Source organism: Sphingopyxis sp. SE2, from assembly GCF_032227185.1.
Classification (GTDB): domain Bacteria; phylum Pseudomonadota; class Alphaproteobacteria; order Sphingomonadales; family Sphingomonadaceae; genus Sphingopyxis.
On sequence record NZ_JAPMXW010000001.1, the window covers coordinates 1859943 to 1877525 of the forward strand.

The window sequence follows — 17583 nt, forward strand, 5'->3', positions numbered from 1 at the left end:
GCCCGGTTTGCGCCGAGCTCTTCGGGTCGCACCCCCGCCTGCACCTGCTCAAGCTCCCCCTGAAGGGGAGCGGCTCTATGCCTTGTACAGCGCCGCGATCTTGTCCGCATAAACCTGCTTCAGGACGTGGCGCCGGATTTTCATCGACGGCGTCATCTGCTCATTCTCGATCGCGAAGGCTTCGTCGGCGAAGTCGAACTTGCGCACCTTCTCGATCACCGAGAGCTGGCCGTTGACGCGGTCGACCGCGGTGCGGATCGCGGTGCGGAATTTCTCATGCTCGCGCAGCAGCTTCAGATCCTTGGGCAGGCCCTCCGCCTCCGCCCATTCGGCCATCCATTCGGGATCGGGGACGAGGATGCCGACGAGGTGCGGGCGCTTGTCGCCATAGACCATCGCCTGCAGGATTTCGGGCTGGAGCGTCAGCATGCCTTCCACCCGCTGCGGCGAGACATTGTCGCCCTTGTCGTTGACGATCAGGTCCTTCTTGCGGTCGGTGATGACGATGCGGCCCTTGTCGTCGATATGGCCGATGTCGCCGGTGTGAAGCCACGGCCCGGCTTCGGGATCGCTGGCATCGGCGATCAGCACGCGCTCGGTCTCGGCGTCGTTGCGCCAATAGCCCTTCATCACCAGTTCGCCGCGCACGCAAATCTCGCCATCGTCGGCAATGCGCACTTCGGTGTTCATCAACGGCGGACCGACGGTGTCCATCTTGATCCCGGCGCTCGGGCGGTTGCAGCTGATCACCGGCCCCGCCTCGGTCTGGCCATAGCCCTGGAGCAAGGTCAGCCCGATCGAATGAAAGAAGACCCCGATTTCGGGGTTGAGCGGCGCACCGCCCGACACCAGCGCCTTCATCCGGCCGCCGAAACGCTTGCCGATCTTGGGCCGGAACAATTTGTCGAGAATCAGGTCGACCGGCCGGTCGAACACGCCCATCCGCCGCTCATAATCCTTCTCGCCCACGCGCAGCGCCTGGTTCAGCATCCAGTTCGCAAGCTTGCCCTGTTTTTCGACCGCCTTGATCATCCGCGCGCGGATCACCTCGAACAGCCGGGGCACGACGACCATGATCGTCGGGCGCGTCTCCTCGATGTTGGAGACAAGCTTTTCGAGGCCTTCGCTGTAATAGATTTGCGCTCCGACCATGATCGGCAGAAACTGGCCGCCCGAATGCTCATAAGCATGGCTGAGGGGCAGGAACGACAGGAACACCTCTTCGTCGCCGATCCCGAAATCATTGACCAGCACTTCGGCGGCGCCCGCCGCATTGTGCAGGATCGCGCCGTGATGCTGCATCACCCCGCGCGGCGCGCCGCCGGTGCCGCTGGTGTAGATCAGGCAGGCGATGTCCTCGCGCTTGACGCCGAGCCCGCGCGCTTTGGTTTCCTCGACATAAGTCTCGCCGCCTTCGACGAGCGGCGCCCAGTCGTGGACCGAAACCTCGCCCTGCTGACCGACGCGCAGGCTCTCCATCGTGATGACGATATGCGCCTCGGACCGCATGACCGCGGGCATCAATGTGCGCGCGAGCTTCGCGGTCGACACGATCACCGCCTTCGCGCCGCTGTTGTCGAGAATATGCTGATGATCGCGTTCGGTGTTGGTCGTATAGGTCGGCACGGTGATGCAGCCCGCTGCCATGATGCCAAGGTCGGCGATGCACCATTCGGGCCGGTTCTCGCTGACCAGCACCACCCGGTCGCCTTCCTTCAGACCGAGTTCGCGCAGATTGTGCGCGAGTGCCGCCACTTGATTGGCGACCTGCCGCCAGCTCAGCGGCTGCCACGCGCGATCGGCCTTGCGCCACAGGAAGGGATCTTCGCCACCACGCCCCGCGCGGTCGAAGAACATCGCGACCAGGCTCGGAAAATGGTCGAGATGGGGATTTTCAAGCTTCATTCTGCCTCTCTCCAGGGAGATTCATTGCGTCTGTTCTGTTTTCGTTGGGGTAAGGGCCCAGACCCTAATTTTGTGCCGGCGCGCCGTCGATCGAAGAGCTGCCGGGACCGCGCGGATCGGCGGCGCCCCGATAACCCTCCGCGGTGCGTTCGACGGCATTGAGTTTCGACCCGAGCCCGGTGGCAGTGAAGCTGTAACCGAACGGTTTCATCTTCGCGGCGATCGCCTGCCCCGCTTCATTATTCTCGATCAGCACACCGGCCTTGCCGAAGAAAAGATTGGGCAGTTCCATCGCCGATTTCGCATCGAGCCCCCAATCGAGCACCCCGACCAGCACCTTGGTCACGTGCATGATGATGCGCTTGCCCCCCGCCGAACCGACCGCGAGCACGACCTTGCCGTCGGGGCCGTAAACGATCGTCGGCGACATCGACGACAGCGGGCGCTTGCCCGCCTGCACGCGGTTCGCGGTCGGCACGCCGTCCTGCGTCGGGGCGAGGTCGAAATCGGTGAGCTCGTTGTTGAGGAAATAGCCGCCCGCGATCAGCTGGCTGCCGAAGATGCTTTCGATGGTCGAGGTCATCGAGACGACATTACCCGCCGCGTCGACGGTGACGAAATGCGTCGTGCCCTGTTCGGGGATCGCGGGCGCGGCAGCGCGCGGCTTGGCGCCGGGCGGCGTGCCGGGTTCGTAGCGGCCCGCGGCGCGATAGGGCGAAATGAGCTGGCGGCGTTCGGCCAGATAGCTCTTGTCGAGCAGGCCTTTAACCGGAACGTCGACGAAATCCGCATCGCCGAGATAGGCGGCGCGGTCGGCGTAGGAGAGCTGCATCGCCTCGGCGAGCAAATGCCAACTCATCGGATTGTCCTTGCCCATCGCCTTCATGTCCCAGCCCTCGATCATGCCGAGAATGCCGAAAACGGTCGTCGCGCCCGACGAGGGCGGGCCCATGCCGCAGACCTTGTAGACGCGATAGCTGGTGCAGACGGCCGGGCGTTCCTTTGCCGTATAGGCCGCGAGATCCTTCGCGGTGAGCGCGGCCGCGTTGCGCGGCGCCTTTGCCACCGCGTCGGTAATCGCCCTGGCATTGCCGCCCGAATAAAAGGCGTCGGGGCCGCGCGCGGCAATGGCGCGCAGGGTTGCGGCATAGGCGGGATTCTTGATCCGCGTACCGACCGGTGCGGGCTTGCCGTCCACATAATAGATTGCGCGCGCGTCGGGAAAATCCTTCCACATCGGCTCGAACTCGACGAGCCAGTTGTTGAGCGCGGGGGTGACGATGAAGCCTTCTTCGGCGAGCTTGATCGCGGGCGCGAACAGCGCTTTCCATTCGAGCTTGCCCCATTTCTTATGCGCCATTTCCATCAGCCGCATATTGCGGGCACGCCGACCGACAGCCCGCCGGGAATGACGTCCATATAGCCGCGCGCTTTTCCGTCGGGACCGAGGAAGCGTTCGGGCTTGGCCGCTGCCGGCGCCATTTCGCGGCCGTCGATCGTCGATATGCTGCCGTCCTTCGCATTGTGATGCAGCATGAAGCCGCCGCCGCCGATGCCGCTCGATTGCGGTTCGACCAGCGTGAGCACCGCGACCATGGCAACGGCTGCGTCGGCTGCGGTGCCGCCTTGGTGCAAAATCTCGCGCCCCGCCTCGGTCGCGCGCGGGTCGGCCGACGAGGTTACGCCCTGCGCGGCGGCGAGCGACGGGAGGATGAAGGTGACGACCGCGGCGAGCGGGAGGAATCTTTTCAACATGGCCGCGACATTGGCGTGGCCCTCGGGCCAACGCAACCCCGTCAGTGCGCGGTGCCCACCGCATCGGCTACGCGCGCGAAACCTTCGCGCGCGGCGAGCTTTTCAAGGCCATGTGCGATCCGCGCCGCGAGACCCGGGCCTTCATAGACCATCGCCGAATAGATCTGCACAAGACCGGCGCCGGCGCGGATACGCCCCCACGCGTCGTCCGCCGATGCGATCCCGCCCGCAGCAACCAGCGGCAATCGGCCGCCGCTCGCAATGTGAAAATCGCGGACGCGCCGAAGCGCCAGTTCGGCAAGCGGCGCGCCCGACAGCCCGCCCGCTTCGCCCGCGTGGCGTGAGGCCAGCAGCGGGCGCTCGATCGTGGTGTTCGAGACGATGATGGCGGCCAGTCCCTTGTCGAAAGCGACCGCGACGATGTCGTCGATGTCCGCGGGTTCGAGGTCGGGGGCGACTTTCAGGAAAACCGGTTTCGCCGCCCCGGCGGGCTGCGCCGCCGCGACGCCGTCGAGCAGTGCTTCGAGCGCGCCCCTGTCCTGCAGCGCACGAAGGCCCGGCGTGTTCGGCGATGAGATGTTGACCGTCAGATAATCGGCCAGCGGCGCCATCGCCGCGGTGCCCTTCGCATAGTCCGCGATGCGGTCGGCGCTGTCCTTGTTCGCGCCGATGTTGATGCCGAGCGGCACCGGCAGGCCGTAACGGCGCAGGCAGCGGATGCGCTCGGCCGCCGCCGCTTGCCCGCCATTGTTGAAGCCCATGCGGTTGATCACCGCCCGATCCTCGACCAGCCGGAACAGCCGCGGGCGCGGATTGCCGTCCTGCGGCAGCGGGGTCAGCGTGCCGACCTCGACGAAGCCGAAGCCGAAGTGCGGCATCGCGTGGGCGACGCGGGCATCCTTGTCGAAACCGGGCGCGACGCCGATCGGATTGGGAAAGTGGAGCCCCGCGAATTCGGTCGCGAGCACCGGGCTGGTCAGCGCATGCCGCGCGCGCGGCAAGGGCGCGAGCGCGTTCAATGTCAGATTGTGCGCCGCCTCGCCGTCGGTGGCGTGGACGATCGGGCGGACGAGCGCATAGGCGGCATCGGTGAGCGAGGCGAAGAGCGACATGGCCCGCCATTGCGCCGAGCCGGACGCTATGGCAAGCCCCCCGCGGGCCAGCATAAACGCATCGGAAAAACCGGGAGAAAATCGTGTCGCACCTTCGCCTAGCCGCCAAAATGTCCACCGGCCTGCTGTTGCTCGCCGTGGCGGGCTGCGCCCCCGCCACGATCGATCAGGCACCCGCGACCGCCTCGGCGCCCACTCCCGAGGCGCCTCTCGACGTGCCCGCCGGCGCGCCGCTCGCCGAATTCTTCGAGAAATATGACGAGGCGCAATTGTCGCTTTCGCCGCAAACCAAAGCCTATCGCGGGATACGCGACGGCGATTACGGCAAATGGGACGATGTGAGCGACGAGGCCGAGGTCGCGCGGAACAAGCTGCAACAGGCGACCGCCGCCGCGATGCGCGCGAGCTACGACCCCGCCAATCTGTCGCCCGACGACGCGCTGTCGTTCGAGCTGTTCAACGCGCAGGCCGCGCGCGAGGAAAGTCTGTTCCCCTATCGCCATCACAATTATCTGTTCAACCAGATGCGCGGCGCGCAGAGCCAGATGCCGGCGTTCCTGATCAACATCCACCGCGTATCGAACGTCGCCGAGGCCGAGGCCTATGTCGAACGCATCCGCGGCATGGGCCCGGTGATCGACGCGCTGACCGCGCAGTCGGCCGAGCGCGCGACGCAGGGCATCCAGCCCCCCAAATGGGTCTATGCCTATGTCATCTCGGACATTCAGAATCTGCTGAAGCCCGAAAATGCGCTGATCGAGGATCTCACCGCCAAGGTCGGCAAGCTCGACATCGCGCCCGCCGAAAAGACGCGGCTGGTCGATTCTGCGAAAGCGGCATGGTCGACCAGCGCCGACCCCGCCTACACCCGCCTGCTCGCCGAAATGAAGCGCCAGCAGCCCGGCGCGCCGACCGCCGACGGCGTCTGGCGGCTCCCCGACGGCCAAGCCTATTACAAGGCGCTGCTCGCCAATTACACGACGACCGACATGACCGCGGCCGAGATCCACGACCTCGGCCTCGCCGAAGTCGCGCGCATCCACGGCGAGATGAAGGCGATCATGACGAAGGTCGGCTTCAAGGGCACGCTACAGCAATTCTTCGTCCACCTGCGCACCAGCCCGCAATATTTCCACACCTCGCGCGAGGCCTATCTCGCCGAGGTCGATAGCCATGTGAAGGCGATGGAGGCGCGCCTGCCCGCCTTCTTCAACACGCTACCCAAGGCGCCGCTGCAAGTGAAGGCGGTCGAGGCGTTCCGCGAGAAGTCGGCGGGCAAGGCCTTTTATCAGTCGCCCTCGCCCGACGGCTCGCGGCCCGGCACCTATTATGTGAACCTCTACGACCTCAATGACATGTCGAAGACCGAGCTCGAGGCGCTCGCCTATCATGAAGGCATTCCGGGGCATCATCTCCAGCGCGCGGTGCAGACCGAACTCACCGGCCTGCCGCCATTCCGCCGTTTCGGCGGCTTCACCGCCTATACGGAGGGCTGGGGCCTCTATACCGAGGAACTCGCCAAGGACATGGGCTTCTACACCGACCCCTACAGCGATTTCGGCCGCCTCGGCATGGAGCTGTGGCGCGCATGCCGCCTCGTCGTCGACACCGGCATCCATGACAAAAGATGGAGCCGCGAACAGGCGATCCAGTATCTGAAGGACAACACGCCCAACCCCGACGGCGACATCGAAAAGGCGATCGAACGCTATATCGTCTACCCCGGACAGGCGACCGCCTACCTCATCGGCAAACTCAAGATCATGCAACTCCGCAGCCGCGCCCAAGCGGCGCTCGGCGACAAATTCGATTTCCGCAGCTTCCACGACGTCGTGCTCGAATCGGGCCCGGTGCCGCTCGACATCCTCGAACGGCGCGTCGATAATTGGATCACCGCGCAGAAGGGTTAAGAAAATTGACGATTGGCGCTTGACGCGAGCCGACGAAGCGCAAATGATTTGGGCGCATAAGAAGGCAGCCGAGGAAAGGCTGTCGGGGTCTGGGTCTGATGTCGCAATCTTCTTCCTCGCCAACGGGCGTGGACGGCAGCGCGCCGTTCGAACTACATTATTTTCCGCCCGATCCCGATCTGGCGGAAATGGTGTCGAGCCTGTATTTCGCGCGCGTCAACATGCCGCGGTTCGACGAATATGAACGCGCCGACCGCCCGCAATTCCGCTTCGTGACCGCGGCTGACGGCGAGTATATTTTCGCCGACGACCATCATGCGCCGGTCTGCAAGGCCAATATCGTCGGCCCGACCAGCGGCCGCGTGCGCGCGATCAGCAATTGCCCGACGCAGATGTTCGGGTTCGGCATGCTCCCCGCGGGCTGGGCGGCGCTGATGGGCGACGACGCCGACAAGCTCACCGACCGCGCGATGGATGCGGCCGACCTGTTCGGTCCGTGGATCGAGGATGTCGCCGCCGCACTCGAAAAGGCCGCGACGGTCGAGGAAAAGCTGGTCATCGGCAATAATTTCGCACGCGAGGTGCTGACCAGAAACGAACGGCCGCCGATGTGGTTCATCCGCACGGTCGATGAATGGCTGACCGCCTCGCCCTCGCCGCAGGTGCCCGAACTGGTCGGGGCGACGGGCATGTCGATCCGCTCGGTCGAGCGGATGACGAAACATTATTACGGTCTGTCGCCGCGAATGCTCGCGCGCAAATATCGCGCGGTGCGCGCCGCTTCGGCGCTCGCGCGCGGCGAAGGGCTCGACGCGGCGCAGCTGGGCGACGCCTTCTACGACCAGTCGCACCTGATCCGCGAGATCAAACGCTTCGCCGGCGCGACGCCGGGCCAGCTCGGCAAGCCGACGACCTACACCGAAGCGACCACCAAAGGGCGCAAGCAGCTCGCCGGCAAGGTCAGCCCGATCGTCTCCGAGACGTGAGCCGCTATTAACCTTCAAAAATTGCGCGCCCTGTCGTTTTGGCGTTTCCATACAATCACGAATCGGGCGCGGGGCATAATTCCCCCTTGCGACCCAGAAGAGCTCATCCTCTGACGAGGACTTGAGACCTTCATCTTGGCACTCATTTGGCTTCGGCCGGATGGGTGCCTTTTTTTCGTATATCGGGCAGCCGCTTTGGGGTGGGCTTAAGCCGTTCCCCTCCCTTTTAGGGAGGGGTTAGGGGTGGGTGCGCGAGCGCAGCGAGTAATAAGGAAGAACGTCGCCTTCGGCGGCTACCCACCCCCCGGCCCCTTCCTAAAAGGGAGGGGAGAGATATGTCCGCAATCGGTCGAAACCGGCCACCCACCCACATCTTTACCCCGCCCAACCACGGCTTGCTTGCACCTCGCTGGCCCCTTGCCTATATAAGTGGAGTAATTTACTCCAGTTAAGAATCGTTCGCAATTGCGACGGAAAAGAACATGCGCCTGTCCAACCTTGCCGACTATGCCGTGGTGCTGATGAGCGCCGCCGCCCGCCAATGCGGGTCCCATTACGGTTCTGGGCCGATCCACGCTGGCATGCTCGCCGAGCAGACGGGCATCCCGGGACCGACCGCGCAGAAGCTGGTCAGCCAGCTCGCGCGTGCCGGGCTGCTCGTCGCGTCGCGCGGCAGCGGCGGCGGGGTGCGACTCGCGCGGCCTGCGGCGGCGATCAATGTCGCCGACATCATCGAAGCCGTCGAAGGCCCAATCGCGCTGACCTCCTGCGTCGCCGAAGGACGCCATGATTGCTCGCTCGAAGGCAGCTGCAAGGTGCAGCCGCATTGGGGCGTCGTGAACGGCGCGGTGCGTGGGGCGCTGGCGGAGATCAGTCTTGCGAGCCTCGTTAAGCCCCTCCCGCTTGCGGGAGGGGTTTGGGGAGGGCCTGTAGCAGCCACCAACCCAACGAACATTCCCTCCCCCAACCCCTCCCGCAAGCGGGAGGGGAGGATAGAAGCATGACCGACAACACCGAACTCCCCGTCAAGGACCAGGCCGCGCACGACGCCGCCGCCAAAGTCGCCGATTACGAGCATGGCTGGTCCTCCGCCATCGCGACCGACTTCGCGCCCAAGGGGCTGACCGAGGATACGGTGCGGTTCATTTCGGCCAAGAAGGACGAGCCCGAATGGATGCTCGATTGGCGGCTGAAGGCGTTCCGCCACTGGCAGACGATGGAGACGCCCGACTGGGCGAAGCTCAACGTGCCGCCGATCGATTACCAAGACGCGTACTATTACGCGGCGCCCAAGGCGAAGCCGAAACTGTCGAGCCTCGACGAGGTCGATCCCGAAATCCTCGAAGTCTATAAAAAGCTCGGCATCCCCATCGAGGAGCAGAAGGTGCTCGCCGGCGTCGAGGGCGCACGCAAGGTCGCGGTCGACGCGGTGTTCGACAGCGTCAGCGTCGCGACGACCTTCCGCGAGGAGCTGAAGCGCGCGGGCGTGATCTTCCTGTCGATTTCGGAAGCGATCCGCGAATATCCCGAGCTGGTGAAGAAGTGGCTCGGCAAGGTCGTGCCGATGCACGACAATTATTTCGCGACATTGAACTGCGCGGTCTTCTCCGACGGCACCTTCGTTTACGTGCCCGAGGGCGTGCGCTGCCCGATGGAGCTCAGCACCTATTTCCGCATCAATGCCGAGAATACGGGGCAGTTCGAGCGCACGCTGATCGTCGCCGACAAAGGCGCCTATGTCAGCTACCTCGAAGGCTGCACCGCGCCGATGCGCGACGAGAACCAGCTCCACGCCGCGGTGGTCGAACTGGTCGCGCTCGATGATGCCGAGATCAAATATTCGACCGTGCAGAACTGGTATCCCGGCAACGCCGAGGGCCTCGGCGGCATCTATAATTTCGTGACCAAGCGCGCGCTCTGCCAGGGCAAGCGCAGCAAGGTGTCGTGGACGCAGGTCGAAACGGGCAGCGCGATCACGTGGAAATATCCGAGCTGCGTGCTCAACGGTGACGACAGCGTCGGCGAATTCTATTCGGTCGCGGTCACCAACAATTACCAGCAGGCCGACACCGGCACCAAGATGATCCACAATGGCAAGCGCACGCGCTCGACCATCGTTTCGAAGGGGATCAGCGCGGGCAAGTCGAACAACACCTACCGCGGCATCGTCCGCGTCGCGCCCAATGCCGAGGGCGTGCGCAACTTCACCCAGTGCGACAGCCTGCTGCTCGGCAGTAGCTGCGGCGCGCATACCGTGCCGTACATCGAAGTCCGCAACCCGACCGCGACCGTCGAACATGAAGCGACGACGAGCAAGATCAGCGACGACCAGCTCTTCTACGCGATGCAGCGCGGGCTGGGGCAGGAAGAGGCGGTGGCGCTGATCGTCAACGGCTTTGCGAAGGAAGTGCTGCAGCAACTGCCGATGGAATTTGCGGTCGAGGCGCAGAAGCTGCTGGGGATCAGCCTTGAGGGGTCGGTCGGGTGACGCAGCTGACCCTTAACGACCATGCGAAGCAGACCCAAGCCCCTCCCCTTCAGGGGAGGGGTAGGGGGTGGGGCCTCTCGGCCGAACGCCTCGCCGAGCTGCATCGCCGCGCGGCGGACATGCGCCGCAACCCGACCGAGCCGGAGAAGCGGCTGTGGCGGCATTTGTCGAACAGCCAGCTGGGCGGGTTCAAGTTTCGCCGCCAGCAAGTGATCGGCTATTTTATCGCGGATTTTGTTTGTCCTTCGGCGAAGCTGATCGTCGAGGTCGATGGCGACACGCATGACGAAGCCAAGGACCGGCTGCGTGACGAAATTCTAAGCGGCCACGGATTTCGCGTGATCCGGGTGACGAACACCGATGTCATGCAGAATATGGATGGCGTGCTGGCGTTTATTTCCGAAGCGCTGCGCAAGGCGGACAGGCCCCACCCCAACCCCTCCCCTGAAGGGGAGGGGCTTGATGCGGTCGAGGCGCAGAAATTGCTGGGCATCAGCCTTGAAGGGAGCGTGGGGTGACACAAGCTCTTTTCGAATACACACGTCCCTTCAACTGGCAGCCGACTGAACACTACGGCCCCGAAGGTTCGTCGGATTGGTCGGAGTGGGATGAGCAGGATCTCGCTACAGCTCAAGAATTTCTCGACCTCACGGGTGAGCGGATCATCTGGCTCCATCCTTCGAAGAGCGGGCTGCCGTTGGAAGGTGTCAAAGGCGAACCGGACTATGCCGCTCAATCCGGCGAACACATATTTTTAATCGGCGAACATTTCTGGCCGGGATTTCCTGATCCGCCTCAGTTCGCGATCGTCAAATGCCATCCCGTCGAACGCACGACCCAGCACTTGGGCCACTTCGACTACTGGCCGGAAACTTGGACACGAAAAGACCAATGATGCTGAAAATTGAAAACCTCCACGCCACCGTCGCCGACAAGCCGATCCTGAAGGGTCTGTCGCTCGCCATAAATGCGGGCGAGATACACGCGATCATGGGCCCCAATGGCGCGGGCAAATCGACGCTCTCCTATGTGCTCGGCGGCCGGCCGGGGTATGAGGTTACCGAAGGGTCGGTGAGCTTCACGCCCGATGTCATGTTTCCCGGCACCAATACGTCCGACGAGGCAGGCTCCGGCTTTCAGCGCGGGACTGGAACCACCGAGACGCTCGACCTGCTCGCCCTCGACCCGCACGAGCGCGCCGCCGCCGGCCTGTTCCTCGGCTTCCAGTATCCGGTCGAGATCCCCGGCGTGTCGAACGTCCAGTTCCTCCGCGAAAGCCTGAACGCCCAGCGCAAGGCACGCGGCGAGGAGCCTTTGTCAGGCGGCGACTTCCTGAAGCTCGCGCGCGAGAAGGCGGGGCTCTTGAAGCTCGACATGGACATGCTCAAGCGCCCGGTGAACGTCGGCTTTTCGGGCGGCGAGAAGAAGCGCAACGAGATGGTGCAGATGGGCATCCTCGATCCCAGGCTCGCGATCCTCGACGAGACCGACTCGGGCCTCGACATCGACGCGCTGCGTATCGTCGGCGACGGGATCAACGCGATCATGCGCCGCCCCGACAAGGCGGTGCTGCTGATCACCCACTATCAGCGCCTGCTCGACTATGTGCAGCCCGATTTCGTGCATGTCCTCGCCGCGGGCCGCATCGTCAAATCGGGCGGGCCAGAGCTGGCGCTCGAACTCGAAGAACATGGCTATGCGGAGATCGCGGCGTGATGAGCGCCCATTTTTCCTTCTTTCGTGATGCCGGACTTGATCCGGCATCCATGACCGCATGGACCCCGGATCAAGTCCGGGGTGACGAAGTGTGGGAGGTTGCAGCTTGAACACTGCTATTCTCCCCTCGCGGCGCGATGAAGCATGGCGCTATAGCGACATCGACGCCGTCACCGCCGCATGGCCGCTGCCCGCGCCCGAGAGCATCGTCGTGCCCGCGGGCGGCGACTTCAAGCGCGCGATCGTGCAGGATGCAGGCGCGATCCATCAGATCGAGATGAGCGTCGGCAAGGGCGCGACGGCATCGCTGCATGTGCTGAACATCGGCGGTGCCTATGGCCGCATCGAACTGGCTGTGACGCTCCACGAAGGCGCAGATTTCCACCTCGGCGCGGCGCAGATCGGCGGCGGCGAACAGACTCTCGAGATCGTCACCACCGTCACCCACGCCGAACCCGGCGCGACGTCGCGGCAGATGGTGCGCTCGGTTCTCGGCGGCACCGCCACCGGCACCTATCTCGGCAAGGTTGCGGTCGCGCGCGATGCGCAGCAGACCGACAGCGAGCAGGATGTGAAGGCGATGCTGCTGGATCGCAGCGCGACCGCCAACGCCAAGCCCGAGCTCGAAATCTTCGCCGACGACGTCAAATGCGCGCACGGCTGCGCGATCGGTGAACTCGACGCGATGAGCCTTTATTATCTCCAGTCGCGCGGGCTGCCGCCCGCCGAGGCGAAGAAGATTTTGCTGCAGGCGTTCGTTGCGGGCGTGTTCGACGGCGCCGAGGATGAGGAACAGCTGCAGGCGCTCGCGCTGGCGAAGCTGGGGGAATTGGTGTGACCACCGCGACCGCCCTCCGCTCCTTCCCGGACGTCCGCGCCGACTTCCCCGGCCTGACCCTCGGCTGGCACTATCTCGACACCGCGGCGACCGCGCAGAAGCCGCAGGCGGTGATCGACGCCACCGTGAACGCGATCGGCCGCGACTATGCGACGGTCCACCGCGGCGTCTATGCCCGCTCGGCCGACATGACGCTCGCCTATGAGGCGGCGCGGCGGCGGATCGCGGGCTTTATCGGCGCGCGCGAAAATGACGTGGCCTTCGTGCGCGGCGCGACCGAGGCGATCAACCTCGTCGCTTACTCGCATCCGAAGAAAGGCCGCGTGCTGCTGTCGATGCTCGAGCATCACAGCAATATCGTCCCCTGGCAACTCGCGGGCTGGCAGGTCGACGTCTGTCCGCTCACCGAAGACGGCTGCATCGACCTCGACGCCGCCGAGAAGCTGCTCACCCCCGAACACACGATGGTCGCCTTCGCGCATGTCTCGAACGTGCTCGGCAGCCCGCTCGACGTCGCGCGCGCGGCCGAGCTCGCGCACCGCGTCGGCGCCGAGCTGCTGATCGACGGCTGTCAGGCGGTGCCGCGCCTGCCGGTCGATGTCGCCGCGCTCGGCTGCGACTATTATGCCTTCTCGGGTCACAAGCTCTACGGCCCCACCGGCATCGGCGTGCTGTGGAGCGACAAGCTCGACACGCTGCCGCCATGGCAGGGCGGCGGATCGATGATCGACCGCGTGACCTTCGCCCGGACGACCTACGCCCCCGCCCCGACCCGCTTCGAGGCCGGCACCCCCGCGATCGTCGAGGCGATCGGGCTCGCCGCGGCGGTCGATTATGTCGAAGGCATCGGCATCAACGCGATCCAAGCGCATGAATGCACGCTCGTCGGCACGCTGCGCGAGGCACTCGCACGCAAGAACAGCATCACGCTCTATGGCCCTGAAAATAGTGCCGGAATCGTCAGTTTTTCGATGGCGGGGGTTCATCCGCACGACATCGGCACTATCTTGGACGAAAGCGGGGTCGCGATCCGCGCCGGGCACCATTGCGCACAGCCGCTGATGGAGCATCTGGGCGTTCCCGCGACCGCCCGCGCGAGTTTCGGTGTGTACAACAATGACGACGATGTGGCGGCGCTGATCGACGGTCTCGCCCGCGTCGAGAGGATTTTCGGATGAGCGAGGACCGCATGAGCGAGACCGGGATCAGGATCGAGGAAGTGGAAAGCGTCCAGCCGCCGCCCAAGGCGCGCGTCGAGGATGTCGAAACCGCGCCCGAAAAGCTGGAACGCAAGCGCGACTATCTTGAAGGATTCCTCGCAGCCAAGCCGGCCGAGGTCGCTCCCGGTGCAGTCGGCGGCGACCTGTATGAGGCAGTGATCGACGCGCTCAAGGAGATTTTTGACCCCGAAATTCCGGTGAACATCTACGACCTCGGCCTCATCTACAATGTCGAGATCGACGAAGGGCATGTGCTCGTCACGATGACGCTGACGACGCCGCACTGCCCGGTGGCGGAATCGATGCCCGCCGAGGTCGAGCTGCGCGTCGGCGCGGTACCGGGCGTCGGCGATGCCGAGGTCAATCTCGTCTGGGACCCGCCCTGGTCGCCGCAGAATATGAGCGACGAGGCACGGCTCGAACTGGGGATGCTGTGATGACCGAGACCAAAACACCCGAAAAGACGAGGGTGGCCCGCCCCGCCGCCGTCACGCTGACGCCGAACGCCGAAGAGCGCATCGCCAAGCTGATGGCGTCGGCGCCCGAGGGCGCGATCGGCGTGCGCCTGTCGACCCCGCGTCGCGGCTGTTCGGGGCTCGCCTATTCGGTCGACTATGTGACCGAAGAGGTGAAGTTCGACGAGAAGATCGAGACGCCGGGCGGGGTCTTCTACATCGACGGCGCGTCGGTGCTCTACCTGATCGGCAGCGTCATGGACTGGGTCGAGGATGATTTCTCCGCGGGCTTCGTCTTCGAGAATCCGAACGCCAAGGGCGCGTGCGGCTGCGGCGAGAGCTTTACCGTCTAAAGCGCGCTTTTCCGCGAAAAACATGCTATGATGGCTCCTCCAAATGAAGGGGCAGCATCATGATCCGTGCCTTCTATCTGGCCTATGCGGCAATCTGCTACGCGATATTCTTTGCGACATTTCTTTACCTTATCGCCTTCGTCGGCAATCTGCCCATCGTCGACCCAACGGTCGATTTCGCGCGCGAAGCGCCGCCCGGGCAGGCGGTGCTGATCGACATCGTGCTGATCGCGCTGTTCGGGATCCAGCATAGCGCTATGGCGCGGCCCGGGTTCAAGGCCGCTTGGACGCGCATCGTCCCCGCCCCGATCGAGCGCAGCACCTATGTACTGCTAGCGAGCCTGGCATTGGTCCTGCTGATGCTATTCTGGCACGAGCTGACGGCACCGGTGTGGACGGTGACCAATCCGGTCGGCGCCGCGGTCCTGTGGGCGTTCTTCGGCCTCGGCTTGTGGACCGGCGTGCAAAAAGGACCCCGTTAGCGGGGTGATCGGCGTCTAAAAGGGACCCCTCATTTCGATGGTTTAAGCAGCCGGCTGGATAATCAGGCGGCGAGATCGGGATGTTGGTTTTGGAGACAGTGGTTCGGATTCGGCGCGAGTATGCCGGTGGTAAGGCGATCAAGGCGATCGCGCGGGATTTGCATGTGTCGCGGAAGGTGATCCGCAAGGCGATCCGAGCGCCGGAAGGCACATTCGACTATCAGCGCAAGGTTCAGCCACTGCCGCGGATCGGTCCGTTTCAGGATCGGCTCGATACGCTGCTGGAAGAGAATGAGGTGCGCGGCAGGCGCGAGCGGCTGCGGATGACGCGGATCCATGACCTGCTGGTGCGCGAAGGTTTTGAGGGCTCCTACGATGCCGTGCGCCGCTACACGGCGCGCTGGAAGGCCCTTCGGCGCAAGGATGCCGGCGATGGTGTCACCGCCTTCATCCCGCTGACGTTCAAGCCGGGCGAGGCCTACCAGTTCGACTGGAGCCATGAGGATGTAGAGATCGCCGGCACACCGATGCGAGTGAAGGTCGCGCATATGCGACTGTGCGCATCGCGAGCGGTCTATGTCCGAGCCTATCCACGCGAGAGCCAGGAGATGCTGTTCGACGCGCATGCGCGCGGCTTTGCCTTCTTCGGCGGCGTGCCGGGGCGCGGCATCTACGATAATATGAAGACGGCGGTGACCAGCGTGTTCACCGGCAAGGAACGGGTCTTCAACCGGCGGTTCCTGATCATGACCGCCCATTATATGATCGAGCCGACCGCCTGCTCGCCTGCGGCGGGATGGGAGAAGGGGCAGGTCGAGAACCAGGTGCAGACGATCCGGGGCCGCTTCTTCCAGCCCCGGTTGCGGTTCGCCAGCCTCGAGGAGCTCAATGGCTGGCTGGAGGCCGAGTGTCGGCGCTGGGCGGAACGGCAGGCGCATCCTGAGCAGGGCGAGCTAACCGTGGCGCAGGCGCTGGAGATCGAACGATCGGCACTGCAACCGATGCTGGGGCCGTTCGACGGCTTCAACGAGAGCGAGCATGCCGTGACGGGCACCTGCCTGATCAGCTTCGACCGCAACCGCTACTCGGTTCTCTCGACGATGGCGCGGCGCACGGTGCAGGTCCGTGCCTATGCCGACCGCATCATCGTGCGCTGCGGCGAGGAGGTTGTCGCCGAGCATCCTCGCTACTTCGGGCGTAACCGCACGATTTACGACCCCTGGCATTATCTGCCGGTGCTGGCCCGCAAGCCCGGCGCGCTACGGAACGGTGCGCCCTTCCAGGACTGGGATCTGCCGCCGGCACTGGCTCGCCTGCGCCGCAAGCTGGGGAACGGCGACGATGCCGACCGCCGGTTCGTCCGTGTGCTGTCGGCCGTGCTGACCGATGGCCTGGATCCGGTCGAAGCGGCCGTGCGCGAAGCGCTGGCGACCGGCACGGCGAGCGACGATCTGATCCTCAATATCCTGGCGCGCCGCCGCGAGCCGCCGCGCCCACTTACGATCATCACCTCCGAGGATAGCGCGCTACGCCATCCGCCGATCGCCGACTGCGCCCGTTACGACCAGCTGAGGACCTTCGATGCTGCGGCATGACATGATCGAGGCGATGCGCGGGCTTGGGCTCAAGGGCATGGCGGGCGCGTTCGACGATGCGGTCACCACCGGCCTTCAGCGCCAGCGCACCACGATGGAGATACTGACCGACCTTCTGCGGGCGGAAGCGACGCATCGCCATGCCGCGTCGATCCGATACCGGATGGCGGCCGCAAAGCTGCCGGTCGTGAAGGATATCGATGCGTTCCGGTTCGAGGGCACACCGATCAACGAGGGGCTGGTGCGTTCATTGCACAGCGGCGCGTTCCTGCCCGCACGGCGCAATATCGTCCTGGTGGGCGGCACGGGCACCGGCAAGACCCACCTGGCCATCGCTATCGCCGCCAATGTCGTTCGCTCGGGTGCGCGAGGCCGCTACTTCAACACCGTCGATCTGGTGACCCGCCTCGAGGAAGAGGCCAGGATCGGCAAGAGCGGTGCACTCGCCGCCCAGCTCGCCCGCCTCGATCTCGTGGTGCTGGATGAGCTGGGCTATCTACCGTTCGCCCGCTCAGGCGGCCAGTTGCTGTTCCATCTGATCAGTAAGCTCTACGAGCAGACCAGCGTCATCATCACCACCAACCTCGCGTTCGGCGAATGGCCCACGGTGTTCGGGGATCCCAAAATGACCACCGCGCTCCTCGATCGCGTGACCCATCATTGCGACATCGTCGAGACCGGCAATGACAGCTGGCGCTTCAAAAACCGCAGCTGACCACCCCCGCCGACCTCCGATTAAAAGATGCCTTTGCGCTGCGCGCGCCTCCG

General features: G+C 64.6%; 16 protein-coding genes and 1 pseudogene. 14 read left to right on the forward strand and 3 right to left on the reverse strand.

Annotated elements, in window-relative coordinates:
* Positions 1–75 precede the first annotated feature (75 nt).
* From OVY29_RS08925 to OVY29_RS08940, 3 genes and pseudogenes are all read right to left on the reverse strand, one after another.
* On the reverse strand, positions 76–1905 hold the full coding sequence (locus OVY29_RS08925) for an AMP-dependent synthetase/ligase (RefSeq protein ID WP_037556507.1): 1830 nt from the start codon (positions 1903–1905) through the stop codon (positions 76–78).
* 64 nt (positions 1906–1969) lie between these two features.
* A pseudogene (gene ggt / locus OVY29_RS08930) lies at positions 1970–3660 on the reverse strand (gamma-glutamyltransferase).
* 41 nt (positions 3661–3701) lie between these two features.
* A complete protein-coding gene (locus OVY29_RS08940) occupies positions 3702–4772 on the reverse strand; it encodes a quinone-dependent dihydroorotate dehydrogenase (protein ID WP_037556505.1) in 1071 nt (356 codons plus the stop codon).
* A gap of 83 nt (positions 4773–4855) precedes the next feature.
* On the opposite strand from OVY29_RS08940, the gene OVY29_RS08945 reads away from it, so the two are divergent.
* From OVY29_RS08945 to istB, 14 genes are all read left to right on the forward strand, one after another.
* A complete protein-coding gene (locus OVY29_RS08945; RefSeq protein ID WP_037556504.1) occupies positions 4856–6682 on the forward strand; it encodes a DUF885 domain-containing protein in 1827 nt (608 codons plus the stop codon).
* 98 nt (positions 6683–6780) lie between these two features.
* On the forward strand, positions 6781–7668 hold the full coding sequence (locus OVY29_RS08950; RefSeq protein WP_037556503.1) for an AraC family transcriptional regulator: 888 nt from the start codon (positions 6781–6783) through the stop codon (positions 7666–7668).
* A 482-nt stretch (positions 7669–8150) separates the two neighbouring features.
* Positions 8151–8672: an RrF2 family transcriptional regulator gene (locus tag OVY29_RS08955; RefSeq protein WP_037556502.1), complete on the forward strand. Its 522-nt coding sequence runs from the start codon at positions 8151–8153 to the stop codon at positions 8670–8672.
* Positions 8669–10156: a Fe-S cluster assembly protein SufB gene (gene sufB / locus OVY29_RS08960; protein ID WP_037556501.1), complete on the forward strand. Its 1488-nt coding sequence runs from the start codon at positions 8669–8671 to the stop codon at positions 10154–10156. Before OVY29_RS08955 ends, sufB begins: the two co-directional genes overlap by 4 nt.
* Positions 10153–10674 (forward strand): endonuclease domain-containing protein, encoded by a 522-nt coding sequence (locus OVY29_RS08965; protein WP_081933149.1) that lies wholly within the window; start codon positions 10153–10155, stop codon positions 10672–10674. Before sufB ends, OVY29_RS08965 begins: the two co-directional genes overlap by 4 nt.
* A complete protein-coding gene (locus OVY29_RS08970; RefSeq protein ID WP_037556500.1) occupies positions 10671–11051 on the forward strand; it encodes a hypothetical protein in 381 nt (126 codons plus the stop codon). Before OVY29_RS08965 ends, OVY29_RS08970 begins: the two co-directional genes overlap by 4 nt.
* The gene (gene sufC / locus OVY29_RS08975; protein WP_037556647.1) at positions 11051–11872 is read left to right on the forward strand and encodes a Fe-S cluster assembly ATPase SufC; all 822 of its coding nucleotides are present in this window, start codon (positions 11051–11053) and stop codon (positions 11870–11872) included. The genes OVY29_RS08970 and sufC overlap by 1 nt, the downstream gene beginning before the upstream one ends.
* Positions 11873–11978: 106 nt before the next feature.
* Positions 11979–12710, forward strand: a complete 732-nt coding sequence (locus OVY29_RS08980; protein ID WP_037556499.1) for a SufD family Fe-S cluster assembly protein — start codon at positions 11979–11981, stop codon at positions 12708–12710.
* Positions 12707–13888 carry an aminotransferase class V-fold PLP-dependent enzyme gene (locus OVY29_RS08985; RefSeq protein ID WP_037556498.1) on the forward strand — a complete coding sequence of 394 codons (1182 nt, stop codon included), beginning with the start codon at positions 12707–12709 and terminating at the stop codon, positions 13886–13888. Before OVY29_RS08980 ends, OVY29_RS08985 begins: the two co-directional genes overlap by 4 nt.
* Positions 13885–14367, forward strand: coding sequence for an SUF system Fe-S cluster assembly protein (locus OVY29_RS08990; protein ID WP_037556497.1), 483 nt, complete (start codon positions 13885–13887; stop codon positions 14365–14367). The genes OVY29_RS08985 and OVY29_RS08990 overlap by 4 nt, the downstream gene beginning before the upstream one ends.
* Positions 14367–14738 carry a HesB/IscA family protein gene (locus OVY29_RS08995; protein ID WP_037556646.1) on the forward strand — a complete coding sequence of 124 codons (372 nt, stop codon included), beginning with the start codon at positions 14367–14369 and terminating at the stop codon, positions 14736–14738. The genes OVY29_RS08990 and OVY29_RS08995 overlap by 1 nt, the downstream gene beginning before the upstream one ends.
* A 59-nt stretch (positions 14739–14797) precedes the next feature.
* Positions 14798–15220, forward strand: a complete 423-nt coding sequence (locus OVY29_RS09000; RefSeq protein WP_313911181.1) for a hypothetical protein — start codon at positions 14798–14800, stop codon at positions 15218–15220.
* Between the two features lie 80 nt (positions 15221–15300).
* Positions 15301–16815, forward strand: a complete 1515-nt coding sequence (gene istA / locus OVY29_RS09005; RefSeq protein WP_300501672.1) for an IS21 family transposase — start codon at positions 15301–15303, stop codon at positions 16813–16815.
* Positions 16802–17530 carry an IS21-like element helper ATPase IstB gene (gene istB, locus OVY29_RS09010; protein WP_300501673.1) on the forward strand — a complete coding sequence of 243 codons (729 nt, stop codon included), beginning with the start codon at positions 16802–16804 and terminating at the stop codon, positions 17528–17530. Before istA ends, istB begins: the two co-directional genes overlap by 14 nt.
* The last annotated feature ends 53 nt before the right edge of the window (positions 17531–17583 follow it).